This window comes from Polycladospora coralii (assembly GCF_014773435.2).
Classification (GTDB): domain Bacteria; phylum Bacillota; class Bacilli; order Thermoactinomycetales; family Thermoactinomycetaceae; genus Polycladospora; species Polycladospora coralii.
The window spans coordinates 1-15,819 of the sequence record NZ_JACXAG020000001.1 but is presented as its reverse complement, the minus strand read 5'-3'; the positions used below and the strand labels follow the sequence as shown (position 1 = coordinate 15,819).

Annotated in this window: 19 protein-coding genes; 10 read left to right on the top strand and 9 right to left on the bottom strand. The window is 38.4% G+C overall.

Features of this window, described 5'->3' with window-relative positions:
• Positions 1-164 precede the first annotated feature (164 nt).
• On the top strand, positions 165-860 hold the full coding sequence (locus tag IC619_RS00095; RefSeq protein ID WP_191138085.1) for a response regulator transcription factor: 696 nt from the start codon (positions 165-167) through the stop codon (positions 858-860).
• Entirely contained in the window at positions 847-2,295 is a 1,449-nt protein-coding gene (locus IC619_RS00090) for a HAMP domain-containing sensor histidine kinase (RefSeq protein ID WP_249669675.1), read from the top strand. Before IC619_RS00095 ends, IC619_RS00090 begins: the two co-directional genes overlap by 14 nt.
• A gap of 114 nt (positions 2,296-2,409) precedes the next feature.
• On the opposite strand, the gene IC619_RS00085 is transcribed toward IC619_RS00090, so the two are convergent.
• Both IC619_RS00085 and IC619_RS00080 read right to left on the bottom strand, forming a co-directional pair.
• Positions 2,410-3,291 (bottom strand): phosphotransferase family protein, encoded by an 882-nt coding sequence (locus IC619_RS00085; protein WP_191138083.1) that lies wholly within the window; start codon positions 3,289-3,291, stop codon positions 2,410-2,412.
• 1 nt (position 3,292) lies between these two features.
• A complete protein-coding gene (locus tag IC619_RS00080; protein ID WP_191138082.1) occupies positions 3,293-3,868 on the bottom strand; it encodes a uridine kinase family protein in 576 nt (191 codons plus the stop codon).
• Between the two features lie 283 nt (positions 3,869-4,151).
• On the opposite strand from IC619_RS00080, the gene IC619_RS00075 reads away from it, so the two are divergent.
• Positions 4,152-4,709 (top strand): exosporium glycoprotein BclB-related protein, encoded by a 558-nt coding sequence (locus IC619_RS00075; protein ID WP_191138081.1) that lies wholly within the window; start codon positions 4,152-4,154, stop codon positions 4,707-4,709.
• 158 nt (positions 4,710-4,867) lie between these two features.
• Positions 4,868-5,650, top strand: coding sequence for an N-acetylmuramoyl-L-alanine amidase (locus tag IC619_RS00070; RefSeq protein ID WP_191138080.1), 783 nt, complete (start codon positions 4,868-4,870; stop codon positions 5,648-5,650).
• A 44-nt stretch (positions 5,651-5,694) separates the two neighbouring features.
• Here IC619_RS00070 and trxB read toward each other — a convergent pair whose 3' ends face one another.
• Positions 5,695-6,642: a thioredoxin-disulfide reductase gene (trxB, locus tag IC619_RS00065; RefSeq protein ID WP_191138079.1), complete on the bottom strand. Its 948-nt coding sequence runs from the start codon at positions 6,640-6,642 to the stop codon at positions 5,695-5,697.
• Positions 6,643-6,831: 189 nt separating this feature from the next.
• Here trxB and IC619_RS00060 point away from each other — a divergent pair, with 189 nt between their 5' ends.
• Positions 6,832-7,575, top strand: coding sequence for a pseudouridine synthase (locus IC619_RS00060; protein ID WP_224749755.1), 744 nt, complete (start codon positions 6,832-6,834; stop codon positions 7,573-7,575).
• 21 nt (positions 7,576-7,596) lie between these two features.
• On the opposite strand, the gene IC619_RS00055 is transcribed toward IC619_RS00060, so the two are convergent.
• A complete protein-coding gene (locus tag IC619_RS00055) occupies positions 7,597-7,872 on the bottom strand; it encodes an Mpo1-like protein (protein ID WP_191138078.1) in 276 nt (91 codons plus the stop codon).
• Positions 7,873-8,075: 203 nt separating this feature from the next.
• Between IC619_RS00055 and IC619_RS00050 the strand changes: the two genes are divergently transcribed.
• A complete protein-coding gene (locus IC619_RS00050) occupies positions 8,076-8,402 on the top strand; it encodes a hypothetical protein (RefSeq protein ID WP_191138077.1) in 327 nt (108 codons plus the stop codon).
• Here IC619_RS00050 and IC619_RS00045 read toward each other — a convergent pair.
• A complete protein-coding gene (locus tag IC619_RS00045) occupies positions 8,384-9,757 on the bottom strand; it encodes a tetratricopeptide repeat protein (RefSeq protein WP_191138076.1) in 1,374 nt (457 codons plus the stop codon). The genes IC619_RS00050 and IC619_RS00045 overlap by 19 nt on opposite strands.
• A 188-nt stretch (positions 9,758-9,945) precedes the next feature.
• On the opposite strand from IC619_RS00045, the gene IC619_RS16615 reads away from it, so the two are divergent.
• Positions 9,946-10,047, top strand: a complete 102-nt coding sequence (locus IC619_RS16615) for a YIEGIA family protein (protein WP_249669652.1) — start codon at positions 9,946-9,948, stop codon at positions 10,045-10,047.
• Between the two features lie 182 nt (positions 10,048-10,229).
• A complete protein-coding gene (locus tag IC619_RS00040; RefSeq protein WP_191138075.1) occupies positions 10,230-11,468 on the top strand; it encodes an NAD(P)/FAD-dependent oxidoreductase in 1,239 nt (412 codons plus the stop codon).
• Positions 11,469-11,529: 61 nt separating this feature from the next.
• Here the strand turns inward: IC619_RS00040 and IC619_RS00035 are convergent, their stop codons facing one another.
• Positions 11,530-11,757 (bottom strand): hypothetical protein, encoded by a 228-nt coding sequence (locus IC619_RS00035; protein WP_191138074.1) that lies wholly within the window; start codon positions 11,755-11,757, stop codon positions 11,530-11,532.
• 90 nt (positions 11,758-11,847) lie between these two features.
• Entirely contained in the window at positions 11,848-12,300 is a 453-nt protein-coding gene (locus IC619_RS00030) for a hypothetical protein (RefSeq protein ID WP_191138073.1), read from the bottom strand.
• A gap of 151 nt (positions 12,301-12,451) precedes the next feature.
• On the opposite strand from IC619_RS00030, the gene IC619_RS00025 reads away from it, so the two are divergent.
• Positions 12,452-13,030: a hypothetical protein gene (locus tag IC619_RS00025; RefSeq protein ID WP_191138072.1), complete on the top strand. Its 579-nt coding sequence runs from the start codon at positions 12,452-12,454 to the stop codon at positions 13,028-13,030.
• A 137-nt stretch (positions 13,031-13,167) separates the two neighbouring features.
• On the opposite strand, the gene IC619_RS00020 is transcribed toward IC619_RS00025, so the two are convergent.
• Positions 13,168-14,145 (bottom strand): peptidoglycan recognition protein family protein, encoded by a 978-nt coding sequence (locus IC619_RS00020; RefSeq protein ID WP_191138071.1) that lies wholly within the window; start codon positions 14,143-14,145, stop codon positions 13,168-13,170.
• A 613-nt stretch (positions 14,146-14,758) separates the two neighbouring features.
• On the opposite strand from IC619_RS00020, the gene IC619_RS00015 reads away from it, so the two are divergent.
• Positions 14,759-15,130, top strand: a complete 372-nt coding sequence (locus IC619_RS00015) for an S-Ena type endospore appendage (RefSeq protein ID WP_191138070.1) — start codon at positions 14,759-14,761, stop codon at positions 15,128-15,130.
• Positions 15,131-15,198: 68 nt separating this feature from the next.
• On the opposite strand, the gene IC619_RS00010 is transcribed toward IC619_RS00015, so the two are convergent.
• A complete protein-coding gene (locus tag IC619_RS00010; RefSeq protein ID WP_191138069.1) occupies positions 15,199-15,528 on the bottom strand; it encodes an S-Ena type endospore appendage in 330 nt (109 codons plus the stop codon).
• Between the last annotated feature and the right edge of the window lie 291 nt (positions 15,529-15,819).

Genomic DNA, 15,819 nt, shown 5'->3' with positions numbered 1-15,819 from the left:
TCAGTAAGATGTCAAAGCAAAAATCTATTTTTAAGGGCACAGGAAGTTTGGGGAGCGTCGTAAGGTTTTGGTGGAATGATCTTTAAGACTACTTTTCAAAACGAAAGGGCGTGGTAAAATTGTGAAAGTCGATATACCTAGATGAGCGTTGAAAGAGGTGATATATGATGAATGACAAAATACTAATTGTTGAAGATGAAGAAGCGATTTCTCGTGTGTTAAAAGTTTATCTTCAAAAACACCATTTTGATGTAGCCCAATCCTTTAATGGTGATGATGCCATACAAATATTTGACAATTTTCATCCCGCATTAGTCCTACTCGATATGAATTTACCAGGAAAAGATGGTTGGGAAATCTTAAGTTGGATCAGAGAGAAAAGTGCATGTCCTGTCATTGTACTTACTGCACTTGGGGAGGTTAATTCAAGGCTAAATGGTTTTCATGCAGGTGCGGATGATTATATTACAAAGCCTTTCGTAGCCGAAGAGGTAGTTGCACGTGTGCGGGCAGTTTTACGTCGTTCTACAAACTTGATCCAATCTAACGAGACCATCCAATATGGTTGTTTAAAAATAAATTTGACTGCACACACCGTTACGTTAAATGGTGTACCGTTACAATTCAACCCCCGTGATCTCGCTCTCTTACTCTTTTTAATAGAACATCCTAATCAATTATTTACAAGAGATCAAATTATTGAGCAAGTATGGGGGCTTGATTTCGAAGGTTCAAATCGTGCCGTTGATTTAGCTATCAAGCGAATCAGACGGGTTCTTTCCAACTGGCCACGAGCAGAGGGAGAAATTAAGACGCATCGAGGATTGGGGTATCAATTACGTGTATATGAAAAAAAATAAACGCATATCACTCATAAAGTACTGGACTACGCGTTATTTAATCACCCTTTTTATCGGACTTTTCATCATCGCAATCATTTCCATCTATTGGATCAAACAAACAAAAATTGAATTTAATATTGAAAGAGCACAGCACTTAGCAGGCTTGATTGCTGAAAGAGTACCTATTTACGAAGATGAGATTGATATCCAGTTAAGTTTCCAAAAAATTTTAGCGAGAACGATCCGGGAAAATCGCTTAAAAAGCAGACCCCATGTATATATCGTGAATCAAAAAAGAAAAACACTTTTTCAGGAGCCCAGAGATATTCCTGGACTACCAGATGATATCCTTACAGAAGTGATTAATGGCAATCAAAACGACAAAAAATATAAAGCAAATCCCTCGCAAAACCAAGTTGATTATCTCTATTTTGTAAAAAGTACGGTCACGGATCCAAATACGGAAGAAGTACTTGGATATGTCATCATTGGTCTTTCTGAAAATGAAATCGTATATTGGGATCAAGAATTGCGCTTAGTGATTGTGATGATTATTGGCTTGGCTCTTTTAGGTTGGGCTGTCATTTATTTCTTGTCTAGACGCATTTCCCAACCAATCCAAAATGTAGCAGAGGCCGCCAAACAGATTCAACAAGGCAATTATAATATTCAATTGTTCGACAAAATCGAAGAAAAGGAAGTTCATGACTTAGTCAACTCTTTCAAGGAAATGTCCCACCGTTTAAAACAATTGGAAATCCTTCGTGCAACATTATTGGCCGGGGTCACACACGAACTTAAAACACCCGTTGCATCAATTAGCGGATTAATCCAAGCAGTGCGAGATGAAGTCGTCATAGGCGAAGAAGCAACCGAGTTTATGGATATCTCATTATCTGAACTTAATCGTTTACAACTCATGATCAACGATTTATTGGATTTTAATGCATTTACAGCAGGATCTATCAAGATGAAAAAAGAAAAGATCGACTTAAGTGCAATGATTGTAGAGGCCGCAACACAGTGGCATGTATCGCAACCCAGTCCAACATACACACTAGATATCCAAAATGCCTCAGAACCATTATATAGCGATGTGGATCCATTACGCATTCAACAGATCATCGTGAACTTATTAAACAACGCGAAGGAAGCTTTACCAGAAGGTACAGGTCATATTGCAGTGAATATCAGAAGAGATCAGCAAGATACAGTACTTGATATACGTGATACGGGGATAGGTATTCCTCCTGAAGAACAATCTTTTATTTTCGAACGATTTTATCGAGGGAATCATAAAAAACACCGTATACGCGGACTCGGATTAGGGCTTTCATTTAGCCAATTAATCGCACACGCCCATCACGGTGAGCTTTATTTAAAAGAAAGCAGTAAAAATGGAACAATTTTCACCCTAACGCTCCCCTTATCAAATGATAATAGGAGCAAATAAGTCGACACGTGGTGTGAATTGACATCTATTCGCACCACGTGTCGATCGACTCTCCATGCGTAAGAGGTCAGTCGGTACCCCTTCAAATCTGATTCACCGACGCTTCAACCAACGCTAAAACGCGTCCACTTGTATAATCACTTTCAAATCAGCTAAATTCTTTTGATAATAAGCTTGGTGCTTATTTATTCCCCTTCGTACACACCATCCGATAGAGTTAAATGCATTCGTAAATGCATAAAAGGGTAGTATCTGATCTAGGTCGATTAAGGGGCGAATAGATGCATATCCTTGTTGATAGGCATCCTTTACACCTATATATTTTCTGAAAATATCATGCTCTAGTTTAATAAAGTCCATTTCTGTCGCACCTATCAGCACACTTTCGAAATCGATAATACCCTTTACACGATTTTCATCCACTAAAATATTACCTAATCGATAATCCATGTGAATCAGACAAGGTCCATCTGGGGGTGGTAGTCTTTTTTGATATCGTTCAAAATATTGTAATGATTGTTCAAATAATTTCAGAGGAATGACTTTGTTCACATCTTGCGCGTAGGCGTAAAACTGATTCCTAACAAATTGGGTCCACTTTTCAAAAACATTATCCACATACGCATCTAAATATGGCGCATCAAGTGTAACTTTATGTAGTTTCGCATGGTACAGTCCGATCTCATAGGCTAGCGGCTCATCCACTGCTCCTGTATGCGGAACCCCTGCAACTGCAGATAGTAATAATCCACCAAAGTAACGATCATCTCCTTCCCAATAATCTAAAACTTGAGGAACAGGCAGTTCTTCATATAAATATTTTAACAATACATACTCTCGCCTGAGCTCCACCTGAGAGTAGGGAATTTTGATGTATACAATCTGATGATTCATTAACGTGATTTTATAAACAATTGAACTAAATGATTCAGGAACACGATCGACAGTTAAAACATTTAACTTAAATTGAGCGATCATTTGCTGCAGTTGATTCATCTTAAATAAAATCCCCCATCCTATTCAATAAAAACCATTCCCGATTTGAAAATGCTGCATACTTCCCTGTTCCATCAAGAATGAGATGTGCTTGCTCGTATGGTTTTTGTTGCATAGCATACTGCTCTTCAGCCGGCATCCATTCTTTTTCCCATTGAACTCGCGCATCCTCCCCATCTCGCGTTAAGCCACGCCTTAAACGAACGTCGTGTGGTGTTTCGATCCAAATTCGAAAATCATAAAAATGAGCAAGTTCATTACGTGTCGCGTAAACACCCTCTACAATTACAATACCGCCAATCGGAATTTTATACCACTCTGCAAGTTGATCACTTTCCCAGTCATAACGCTGATAATAACCCTCTCTATTTTGACTGAGCGGATGTAAAATTTGTGATCTTACGCGTCGCCAATCAAAATCAGATCCCGGTTCATTATTTTCTTTCATTTTTCGTTGATGGGAAGTGAGGTAAAAATCATCTTGGTGAACAATGGTCACTTCTGCTGGCAATTGTTCTTGTAAATGGCTAGCCAGTGTGCTTTTTCCGGCACCACCGCATCCATCTATGCCAATCATTAATGTTTCTTTTTTGGGGGGGTGTAGATTTTACAATATTCTTTAGTAAGGATTGTGCGTTTTGTATCATAGCCAATTTACGATCCTTTCCCAGATTGATCTTTGATGTGGGGATTCAAAATATTTTTGAACCTAATGAGTGTCAGGTACATTTTCACCTACATAACTTATGTAGAAGCATAATTCAAGTGAGGTGAGAGGATTTGTGACAACACACGACAACGATCAAAACAATGATATTAACAAGAACAACATGTCTATAAGTGGTAGGGGGGCAACTGGTATGCCCGAAGTCGATGCTGTGGCTAATGGCTCTTCTATTATTCCGTATGCATCTGGCCAACCCATATCCATAGAGGCTAACGATGCAGGAATTGCAATGACAGCTGGATTAATCGGTTTTGGACATTCAACATTTCCAGTTCGTTTATTAGGAGGTCCAAGCATAGACCTGACTGGATCTGTTGGTGCTTTATTAGACTTTGCATTTTCTACATCACGAGCTGGTACGATCACTTCATTATCTGGATTTTTTAGCCTTGTAAAAAGGCCTGCCTTAGGAAAAGGAACAGCAGTAGTCAGATTTGAAATTTGGAGTGCCGATCCGACTTCCGCAACCCCAAATACGTTTACACCAACTGGTGCCTTTGTCGATTTACCAGCGTATACAGGATCACCAAGCTTAGGTAGTGCGCAACACGCGATCAATAACAGCTTTGCTCCAGTAATCATCGCACCAGAACTGAGACTATTACATGTCGTAACGTTAATCACAACTGAACAGCATACAACGACGACGCTAGACGGATATGCGAGTGCAGGAATCGAAATCAAATCATGAAGAAAATGAGAACCATCCATTAAAAGTAGCGTTTTTCTAAGAAAACGCTACTTTTAATTTTATGCATATCAAAGCCTCCCTCGCAATCTATCACCTTTTTTCTTTTACTTGCATAGAATAAAGTAAACGATTACTTTATGGAACGAGGAGGTAACACGATGACTAAAATCGTTATTGATCCCGGCCATGGTGGAAGTGATCCTGGTGCAGTCAGTGGCTCCTATCGTGAAAAAGATTTCAATTTAACAATTGGCAAAAAAGTACGTGACTATCTCAATACCTTTTATATTGTCGATGTTTTAATGACGAGAGATACAGATAAAACATTAAGTCTCACTGCTAGAACAAACTATGCGAATAGCCAAAATGCGGACTATTACTGTTCTATCCATGTTAATGCTGGTGGAGGTACTGGGTGGGAGAGTTTTATTTATAACGGAAGCGTATCCAATAAAACCATACAAGCACGCGAAATCATTCATAATTCAGTAATGAATAAAATAGGCCCTATGTACGGGGTGCGCAATCGCGGAAAGAAAAGAGCTAATTTTCATGTGTTACGAGAAACACAGATGTCAGCCGTCTTACTTGAAAATTTATTTATCGATACAGCAAGAGATCTTTCTCTACTACGCTCTTCTTCATTCATCAACGATCTTTCCAGCTCGATCAGCGAAGGATTGGCGATTGCATTATCACTTCAACCTAAGACCATCACTTTATATAAAGTAATTGCAGGTTCATTCTTAAAAGAGGAAAATGCAGAGGAAAGAAGAGATTTCTTAATTCAAAATGGAATCGATGCTTTTATCAGTCCTACAAATCTCTCAGGCGTTTTGTGGTATCGCGTACAAGCCGGAGCTTTTAGTGAACGTAAAAATGCAGAGGATCGCGTTGTAGAAATAAAGCAATTGGGTATAACAGACGTCTTCATCCTATAGAAAAGGTATGGATGTACGTACATCCATACCTTTTTCTATAGGATCTATAATGTTTGACTCCAATCGTGTGTCGCACTACCTTCTAAGTAGCGTTCACAATCGAGTGCTGCCATACAACCTGTTCCTGCTGCGGTTATCGCTTGTCGGTAAACATGGTCCTGAACATCACCACAGGCAAACACACCTGGGATATCAGTTAAGGTGGTTCCAGGTCTTACAGCTACATAACCATTGTCATCTAGTGCAATTTGCCCATTAAGAAATGCGGTATTAGGCTGGTGACCAATGGCAATAAATATACCATCAGCTTCAATGATTTCTTCTTTTCCGGTTTCATTATTCAACACTTTTAAACCTTTTACACCACTTTCACCTTTAACCACTTCAATGGGTGTCCGATCGAGTGCCCAGGCTACTTTTTCATTTTGACGTGCGCGATCTTGCATGATTTTAGATGCACGTAACTCTGTACGTCTATGAACGACAGTTACTTCAGAAGCAAATTTAGTTAAGAAATTAGCTTCTTCCATCGCAGAGTCTCCTCCACCTACTACGATGATCTTTTTCCCGCGAAAGAAAAATCCATCACAAGTTGCACAAGTACTTACTCCCTGTCCAATATTTTCTTTCTCACCAGGAATACCTAGCAGTTTCGCTGATGCACCCGTAGAAAGAATGAGCGCATCTGCTTCTATAGGATCGTGATCATCCAAGTATAATTTAAACGGTGGTTTAGCGATATCTACTTCTTTTACCCAACCTCTTTTAAATGTAGCACCAAAGCGCTCCGCTTGCTTTCGCATATTATCCATTAATTCTGGACCCATAATACCTTCTGGAAAACCAGGGAAATTTTCTACATCAGTCGTTGTCGTTAATTGTCCACCTGGTTCAGCCCCTTCGATAACTAATGGGTTCATATTGGCACGTGCTAAGTAAATTGCAGCTGTAAGGCCAGCTGGTCCAGTTCCTAAGATGACTACTTTATGCATTGACGCTTTCCCTCCAAAGATCTCTTATTCCTATATATGCAGTCTATTTATCTCTTGCCTCTTTATTTTAAATGAAAAAAGGCAGTATGCAAGTCATTTTACTGCTATCTTATCCTTCCCGCTCGCACTCATCATCAAACCTGTTTTGTGATAAAATAGATAAGCATCTTGTAAGATATGGAGGAAATTATGGCAAAGAATACAATTCGCTTAGATAAAATGCTCGCAAACATGGGAATTGGAACGAGAAAAGAAATTCGACAACTGGCAAAAGCTGGACGTATTACAGTAAATGATCAGATTATAAAAGATGTTAGTAAACATATACACTTAGAGAAAGATCTTGTTGAATTAGATGGTCATTTCATTCAATATAGAGCCTTTATTTATCTCATGATGAATAAACCAGCAGGTGTATTGTCAGCCACTACTGATCGTTATGATGAAGTTGTAATTGATTTATTGGAAGATACACATCTTCATTTTGAACCTTTTCCAGTCGGTCGCCTAGATAAAGATACAGAAGGATTGCTTCTTCTCACGAACGATGGAAAACTATCTCACCAACTCTTAGCTCCCAAGAAACATGTACCTAAAACTTACTATGCTCAGATATCCGGAAAAGTAACATCTGAAGATCAAGACAAATTTAAAAGGGGCGTCACTTTAGACGATGGATATCTGACTAAGCCTGCACAATTAAAAATTTTGCATACCCGTGATCATACTTCAGAAATTGAACTTACCCTAACAGAAGGCAAATTTCATCAAGTAAAGCGGATGTTTGAAGCACTAGGCAAAAAGGTAACTTACCTCAAACGGATATCGATGGGAGAACTTATCTTAGATCCAGAACTAGATTTAGGTGAATATCGCGAGTTAACCGCAGATGAAGTTGCTTTATTACAAAAAACATACGAGCCGAATCTTTAAAGATTCGGCTCGTATGTTTTTTTATCTCTCTTTTTTGAAAAGTTTTTTCACAAAGAAGAGAGGTCCAACAATTAAAAATACTGGATTTGAAAAAAAAGTGGGCTTTTTCCCTTCAAATAAATGACCCACAAATTGAAAGATCCAACCTACTATAAACAAAACCAATCCCATTTTCCAATCAAATATAAACCATGGTAAAGATACAATAATCATAGGAATGCCAATAAAGTGCGTAAGTTTATTTATGGGATGCTGGTGGTCTCTTCGGTATCTTTCTAACATTTCCGATAAAGCCATATAACCTCTCCTCTCAATCATTCAAATCGATCAAATTATATGTCTAATGAAATTCCAATGCCTACCAAACACTAATAATAGAGATAATTCTATTATCGCGTGAAATCGCTTTCATTTCAAGATTATGTTCAAATGTTTCTCATATTCCAGCGACAACTACGCATATACTTCATTAGCCAGTCTATCTATAGGGAGCGATCATCATGAAAATTCGTACAATGCCTTATTCAATTTTACTACCTACGATTACGGGGATCAATTTAATGATTATCGCACTTCTTACTGTACATAATCTGATCCCCATATACGAGTCTGTCCCTTCCTTTGCATCTGAATCAAAGCCTCATCTAACAACCGAATATCAATTGGAATACGTAGATACAAAAGAAAATGCTACTAATAATTGGAAAGTGGAGCATTACAAAGAGTACAGGTATCAGCTTAATCCTGAAAAAGGATTCATGGAGCGTACTTCCACAGGTAATGAAGTATATCTTAAATATTGGACAACTCATGAGTCAGATAACTGATTCCAACAACTCTGACTCCGCTCTGTTTTTCCTTCCATTAGATAACATAATCCTTCAAAAAAAAGAGGATCTTTCCACTTTGTGGAAATCTCACGTGCGGTCTGAAATTGTGTAAGTGCTTGCTTAACTTGGCCTTGATCTAACCATATTCTCCCTTTTTGAAAATGCCCCAATGCCCTCACTTCTTTATCCGGTTGATTTAGTAATTGGTTGGCTGTTTGCAAGGCTACTTCGTAGTCCCCAACCTGCTCCCAGTATCTACTGCGCACAGCAGTCAAAATTGAGGATGAATGCTTATTTTTGGGGATCATTTGTAACGTATGCTCTGCTTTGACAAAATCTTTCTCTATGAGACACATCCAAGCATACATGTACAAAAGATTCGTATTACTGGGAAATAAAGATAATCCTTTCTTTAACCACAAAGACGACCGCTCGTATTCACCCATTACCCAATAATTCCAGGCTAGACCATGATAGGCGACAGGATTACGAGGATGATTCATTTGTAGGCGCTGATACCAATAAATGGCTTCTGTAGGTTGATGCATTTCTTCATAATCGTAAGCGATCGCTTCCATCATATGGGGATGATTCGACTTTTCAAAGGCAGCCAGCCGCCAAAAAGACTGACTATTCCAATCGCCTAACTCCCGATAGCAACATGCAATGTAATACATCGATTCCCAATCGTCCTCCTTTAATGAAAGCGCATGATAAAAATAAGGAATCGCATCTTGAAAAGCCTTCTGACGAAAATGAGAAGCTCCGAGATTAAACCAAGCATCTGCCTGCTCGGGTAGTTGGGCAATCGCTTGCGAAAAGGATTCCAACGCTTGCTCTTCTTGCTGCAGTCGGACAGCACAGCAACCTAACAGGAGGTGCCCAAAGCCGATAAAGGCAGGATGTTTTGCATTTTGACACACCCAGTTAAAGTGCTCTTTTGCTTGGGTAAATGCATTGTTTTGAAACAATGTTAAACCCATATATAATCTTCCTAGTAAAAAATCAGGTTCACGCTCAGTTATTCCTTTAAACATATCAGCTGCTTCATGAAACATGGTTAAATCATAATAGCCCTGACCTTGTCGAAATTGGCGCAATAAAGATTCATTTAACCAAAACTCTTCATCAATCTCTTCTTCTTGTGGATTTAAATCTGGAAATTCTTGTAACAAATGTGCAATTTCCTCTTCAATCACTGCCCATGACTTCAACATCAAGTCACATGACTCTTTAACCTGTAACAGGCGATTCCGCCACTTTTTAGTCTCCATTTCTGGTGATTGGGGATATCCAGTTCTAATTTCTCCTAATGCATTTTGACAGAGATCTAACCATTGTTGAAGATACATCGCATTCACCACCGCATATAATCTCTTTCTCTATACTATCTCCTTGATTTCATCTTTCATTCATTTTGGACGATATGGTGGTATATTTTAGTTTGTATTACAAACTAGTTTTCTGTTTTTATCAGACTAATTATAGCTTGATTCATGCATACTCTCGTTTTTACTTTATAAAAAAGGGCGATTGAAACATGAGTACGGATATGGTTTCTAGTGAACATATCGTTACGGGTACTTTTGCCCGTTTTATCACTGTGAAAGAAGATTATCGTCAATATCCAAGTTATCCCTAGCGTGACCCCGACAAAACTCCTACATAGCAGATTTCTTTTGCGATTTATTATTTTTGAGTTGACCCTTCTCGCCCATTCCATTTTTCAAGATCAAACGATATGCGCATATTTCGCATCAGATCGTGTCACAAAAACACTCCCATCATCGTCTTATTTGTAAAACAATAGAGGAGTGAGTGTAAATGAAAGAATTAACATGCATTGTGATTGGTGGAGGATATGCTGGAATTAACACGATTAAAAATATACGTCAGCTATTTCATGATAAATCTGCGCAGTATAAATTGAAACTGGTGCTAATAGACAAAAACGCTTACCACTTACGAAAAGTATTATTATTTAAACCCGCAGTACGTGATAAAGAAATTAAAGTCCCGCTAACCCATATGTTTTCTGAAGGCGTTGATATCGTTCAGGCCATAGTGAAAAAAGTAAATCCGAAGCAAAAAAAGATCCAATTAGAAGATGCGAATGGACACACAAAATCTTTAAATTATGATCTGCTTGTTTTGGCAATCGGAAATGATTTGAAAAAACCTGATTTTAGCCAATCAGGAATTGCTTTAACGAGTACCGATGCATCCACTAAGATTCGCGAAAAGTGGCAAGCAAATTTAAAGAAAGCTTCATCGATACATGACGAGGAAACACGTCGTAAATTGTTAACGATTGCCGTATGTGGCGCCGGAATAAGTGGTATTGAAACAGCAGCTGAATTAGCTTATTATGCGCGTGAAGATGCGAAGTTTTTTGGAATCGATCCCACAACTGTAAACATTCATTTAATTAATGCAAAAAAACGTTTATTCTCAAATGGACCTGAAAAGGTAGGAAAAAAACTGGAAAATAAACTTAAAAGTTTGGGTGTCCGCGTCATTCATGAAACAAAAGCCACAACACTAGAGAACGATATCCTAACCCTGTCCAACAACGATACACTCTTACTCGGACTTTGCATTTGGACACTAGGTATGCAACCCCATCCCCTTCTGCATAACATCGGCCTCGCTACGACACCAGAGGGATATCTAAATGTAGATAGTAGCTATCGTGTGAAGGAAGCAGAAGGTGTTTACAGCATTGGTGATTGTGCGCAAATCTCTGATCCTCTTACGGGAAAAAAAGATGGGAAAACTTGTAAAGAGGCGATCGCACAAGCTGAACGGCTTGCAAACGTCATCTTAGCTGATCTTGAACAAAAACCTGCCCCCCACCATCAGAGTTTCATGGAGCTTTTCTGTTTTGGACTTGGGCCAGAAGACGGGCTCGTTTGGATTCATAAATGGGGGCTAGACTTGATATTAACAGGCAAGGTAGGTAATGCTTTCCGAAAATGGACTTGGAGCTCGGCCAGTCTCATCAGTAAGGTAAAAGAAGACCCTGTACTAAACGATTCACTATCTAAAACAATGCGCGAATAACTTCATATAGGCTCTCCGTCCCCAAGTAAGAGTGTGCGTGATCATGCGATCAAGCACACTCTTACATTTTTACTTTTTCTACCATTATTTTTTGTAGTACAGGAATCAAATAATCTACTTTAGGTTGCTGATTCCTTGTGATAAATTGCTCCATCATTTCCTTATCATTTCGCAAAAGGATTAAATCTGAAAACTCCGGTTTATCTCCTTTAGCTATCAAAGCAGCTATATATTTTTCATACTGATCCCTTAATTCTCTAGCACTTAATGCTAGTTTCACATCATACAATATGGATATGGCCTGTTGAGGACCGCCCGTTTTCAAAAATTGAGGCTGTATCGTTTCAACTTGTTCAGTTGAAACACCTAGTTCTTCATATCATTCTCGTAACACATTATGAGCTAAATCAACCTCGTCATTGATCATGTCGATCGCATCTATCCCTCCTCCCACGAACTGTAATCGATTAGCCTTTGCGGTATGTGTTGCCATTTGCCCAATGACGAAGTGATGATCACTGGTTTGTACCATTGCAGCGGCATAAATAACCTGACAAGAGAATGCTTGTTTGGCAAAGTCATGATGATGTAGTGTATATAAATAGTGTGCATAATCCGTTTTAGAAAGCGTAACATGTAGCCCTTCTTCATTCAGGGTGTACCTCTTAACTGAAAACACTTCACCTTTTATATAGTTCTTTCCCTTTCTCAGCTCAGACTCCCAGAATGCATCAATCAACTTTTGGATAGATGTAGGAAGAGTCACTTGATCCTGTGCATAGACGATGTTTACTCGTGGAGGTATAGGGTCCACTACAATATTGGATCTCACAGTTAAATCAGTCCTTTTCAATAAAGATTTTACCTGAAGTGATGGTTCACCTAATTCTCCGATATTTCAGCCAAAATCGAAACGGGTTCACTTGTTATATTATGGTATTTTTTGGTATAATTAAACAAATAAAATTCAAAGGAGTCTAAATATGAAAAAAATATTAATGCTTTCTACGTTAGGGATTCTCATTATAGCTAGTGTGGCATGTAAAAACAGTAGTGACATCAGCACTGAAGCATCTGTAACAACACAGGAACAAAGCGAACAAAAAACAGCTACCAGTGATAAGCCTGTAAAACTTCCTACCACGCTTGATGATTTCACAAAACAATACAACACAGCTGCTACTGAGGCTGAGGGAAAACCCATTGTATTGCCAAAGCAACCCGAAATCGTTGAAGAAAACAATTTGAAAACCGCTTATATGATTGAAAATATTTCTGCCGATACGATTTTAAACGTTAATCTTAATAAAGAAGATGACACCCTACATTCTATCATATTTGCCGGTTCACCTGATATCACTACGTTTGAGACCATTAGTAAAGCTTTAAATATAACCGATAATTCAGACTATAAAAACTTACTAGCTGAGCTTAATCAATTAGAAAAAGGGATTTCTACCCCATTTGAGAAAAACATTCAAGTCGGTGAAATTAAAATAGAGGTAAGTTTGTCACCTGATGGACCGATGCCATTTCAATATTCATTTGTTGGAACACATTAATCTCTATGATGTGGATTTATACCAAACTTCTATATGAATAAAAAATCAGGTGGAGGAAATTTCCACCTGATTTTTTATTCGGTCTTAACGGATACAAATAAGTGTTTTCATCACACATTAGAAAAGTATTATAATTATCAATTTAAAAATATCTGATTCCATGTGTTTTTCCCTATTACACCATCTATCGCTAATTTATGCTTTCGTTGAAATTGCTTTACGCGAGCTTCCGTTTTTAGACCGTATATCCCATCAACCACTAATCGACCTATTTTCAATTGAATCACTTTTACTAACTGGCCCCTGCTACCTCGTCGCATGATTCCTCGATATGGTGGTTGATTGAGCACTTTTAATGTTTGCGGGCCGACAATCCCATCTACAACTATGCCAAAGGCATTTTGAAACTGTATGACTGCCTTTGCTGTGATGGGGCCGTATACCCCATCAACCCTAACCCCTAAACGTTGTTGTACGGCTTTGACCGAGTCGTTTTTCGTATAGGGATTCGTTAGTTTTAAGAGCTGCATTAAGGGCTTTTTTGGCGAGGAGTAGTTTGGAATTGTCGTGTTGGGTATGGTAGGGATAAACCCCTTCACTAAACCGACGAACCATTGATAGCCAATACTGGTACCCGGGCAGCTTTTGGGGGATTTCCCATTGATTAAAAGTTGATTATGAAACCGTATCCCAGCTTTTTTATTATAAAAATACTTTGTGATATGAATGGCCGTTTCTAGTTGTTTCCCTTCGAGACGATCAAAACCCATATCAAAGTTCCCTATCATCTCAAACATAAACGGATGTCGGTTATCTTGATCTGAGTCATTCCATCCAGTTGCACTTGCCGGCGGAATATTAATGTTACGTCCTGTTACAATGTGACCATCGGGAAAGATGGTAATATGTTGTGCAATATCGCGCCATCCTTTATTTAAATGATACCTGCGCATCCCATTTTGTAAAGCTAAATGATTCCTGCCATTAAAATTTTGATGTGACGGTTTAAAAGTGTGATGCACATGTACCTCAGTTATATGAGCAGTTTGTTTACCCTGTAACCAATTTATAAATGACTGAGCACGCTGAAAATGCTTTCCATATTGCCAAGTCATAGGATCACTCCTCAAAAAATAGGACTATAGCATCTTTTTGCTACAGCCTAGTGGAATGACGATTATATTCATCTATTATCTCGCTTTTTTTCGGATAAATATTTCTATTTCAGAAATACGAATGATCGCTTTCCACATCACTAACAAACACTAACCGCATACTACTATTATAATACAAAATAGATACCTATGTAATAGTGGATAACGCTTTATTTTCTAAAAGTAAGAAATACTTAAATAAAATCATCGAACAAGATTATCGTTTTGTGAATAAAAAATGCGTTTCATGTTGGGTTTCAAATCTTGCCGAACAACACACGATATAATCCGAGGCTTGGAAGCCCTGCATATGATCAAAAAGGAAAATGAAGAAGTAATATTTATACATAAACGCTTTAATTGGGTAGCTTGGAACCTCAACCGCATCAAGGCAACGTTCAGTAAAATCAATAGCTGGTTAAATACTCAATTCCATATTCTCCCTATAAATAGGTCTTTTTAGTAGCATAAACACACAAGAATTTCTAAATTGTACACATATCTTACAAATAGGCCAGATCCTTATCCATATGGAGCATAAGCGAATGTGGATACCTAGAAAGGAAGGATCGAATTGGGTTTAAACAGAAAGTATGTAAATAAAAAGATGACTAGAGATCAAATATTTACCGATGAAATGTCTGGTGTTTTTCAATTCAAACCCGATCAATCCCGTGTTTTATGGCATCAGAGTGGCTTTCAAAACGTTTTTGGCTCTTTGTGTGTATGCTATGAAACAGGCGACGCATCTGAGCTATTGGTTTCAATACACGGGAACCGTAAAGAAAGATCATTTGTCGTTCCCATCAGAAATGCACGCACCATCACCTTAAACAATTTTTCTAGAGTTAAAGTAAGTTGTTTGTTGAAAGACGTAGTCCATCCCTTAACTGGAAGATTTACTTTAATTACTCACTACTCACATCCAAAAGGAATACTACTTTGACAGCACAATCTCTGAGATCGTGCTGTCTCTTTATATAGATGAACATCCGCGATCTTAAGCTGTACGACTTAAGCTAAAACAAATTTCCACAAAGTAATACAATAACTACCACTAATCGAACCTTGGCTTACAGGTACTATCTGAAATTCTGTTGGACACTTAAAAACTTGTGATATCGTATTCCCTGCATTTGCAGTCTCCATTGTAGCATTATCAACCGTCCCTACTACACCTGAAGTGCTCGTACTTGAGTTGAAAACTTGAAAAGTACCTTGAATGTAGCTTCCATTCGAATCTATCCAAACAACTGGTCCCGTTGTATCTCCTATCGAAAAATTCCCAGATACCACTTCTTTTACAACTTGACTCGAAGGAGAACACACACTTGAATTACACATTGTTAGCACCTCTATATCCTATTATCGTTTCTAATATAAAATGCAGTAGCAATAAAAAAGTGAGGGCATATTAAAGATGTAAGTTAAATATACACATACGCCAAGCAGAGAATAGACTATCCGTGAACTACTCACCACCTACGCTAACGCTAAGAGGTGGGAGTTTCTCGTTTCATTGGGCGGCTACTGCCGTCTCCTCCACGAAGGCTCGAACCGAGCCTAAAGCTTTTTGTAAGATGTTCCGAGCCGCGTTCACATCACGATGTGCGGTATAGCCGCAAACACAATGAT

Coding starts and splice junctions, on each gene's coding strand:
- IC619_RS16615 (WP_249669652.1), top strand. CDS start 9,946: ATGAGTACGGATATGGTTTCTAGTGAACATATCGTTACGGGTACTTTT.
- IC619_RS00025 (WP_191138072.1), top strand. CDS start 12,452: ATGAAAAAAATATTAATGCTTTCTACGTTAGGGATTCTCATTATAGCT.
- IC619_RS00010 (WP_191138069.1), bottom strand. CDS start 15,528: ATGTGTAATTCAAGTGTGTGTTCTCCTTCGAGTCAAGTTGTAAAAGAA.
- IC619_RS00055 (WP_191138078.1), bottom strand. CDS start 7,872: ATGGCTTTATCGGAAATGTTAGAAAGATACCGAAGAGACCACCAGCAT.
- IC619_RS00070 (WP_191138080.1), top strand. CDS start 4,868: ATGACTAAAATCGTTATTGATCCCGGCCATGGTGGAAGTGATCCTGGT.
- IC619_RS00085 (WP_191138083.1), bottom strand. CDS start 3,291: ATGAATCAACTGCAGCAAATGATCGCTCAATTTAAGTTAAATGTTTTA.
- IC619_RS00080 (WP_191138082.1), bottom strand. CDS start 3,868: ATGATTGGCATAGATGGATGCGGTGGTGCCGGAAAAAGCACACTGGCT.
- IC619_RS00090 (WP_249669675.1), top strand. CDS start 847: ATGAAAAAAAATAAACGCATATCACTCATAAAGTACTGGACTACGCGT.
- IC619_RS00040 (WP_191138075.1), top strand. CDS start 10,230: ATGAAAGAATTAACATGCATTGTGATTGGTGGAGGATATGCTGGAATT.
- IC619_RS00020 (WP_191138071.1), bottom strand. CDS start 14,145: ATGACTTGGCAATATGGAAAGCATTTTCAGCGTGCTCAGTCATTTATA.
- IC619_RS00075 (WP_191138081.1), top strand. CDS start 4,152: ATGCCCGAAGTCGATGCTGTGGCTAATGGCTCTTCTATTATTCCGTAT.
- IC619_RS00060 (WP_224749755.1), top strand. CDS start 6,832: ATGGCAAAGAATACAATTCGCTTAGATAAAATGCTCGCAAACATGGGA.
- IC619_RS00050 (WP_191138077.1), top strand. CDS start 8,076: ATGAAAATTCGTACAATGCCTTATTCAATTTTACTACCTACGATTACG.
- trxB (WP_191138079.1), bottom strand. CDS start 6,642: ATGCATAAAGTAGTCATCTTAGGAACTGGACCAGCTGGCCTTACAGCT.
- IC619_RS00045 (WP_191138076.1), bottom strand. CDS start 9,757: ATGTATCTTCAACAATGGTTAGATCTCTGTCAAAATGCATTAGGAGAA.
- IC619_RS00095 (WP_191138085.1), top strand. CDS start 165: ATGATGAATGACAAAATACTAATTGTTGAAGATGAAGAAGCGATTTCT.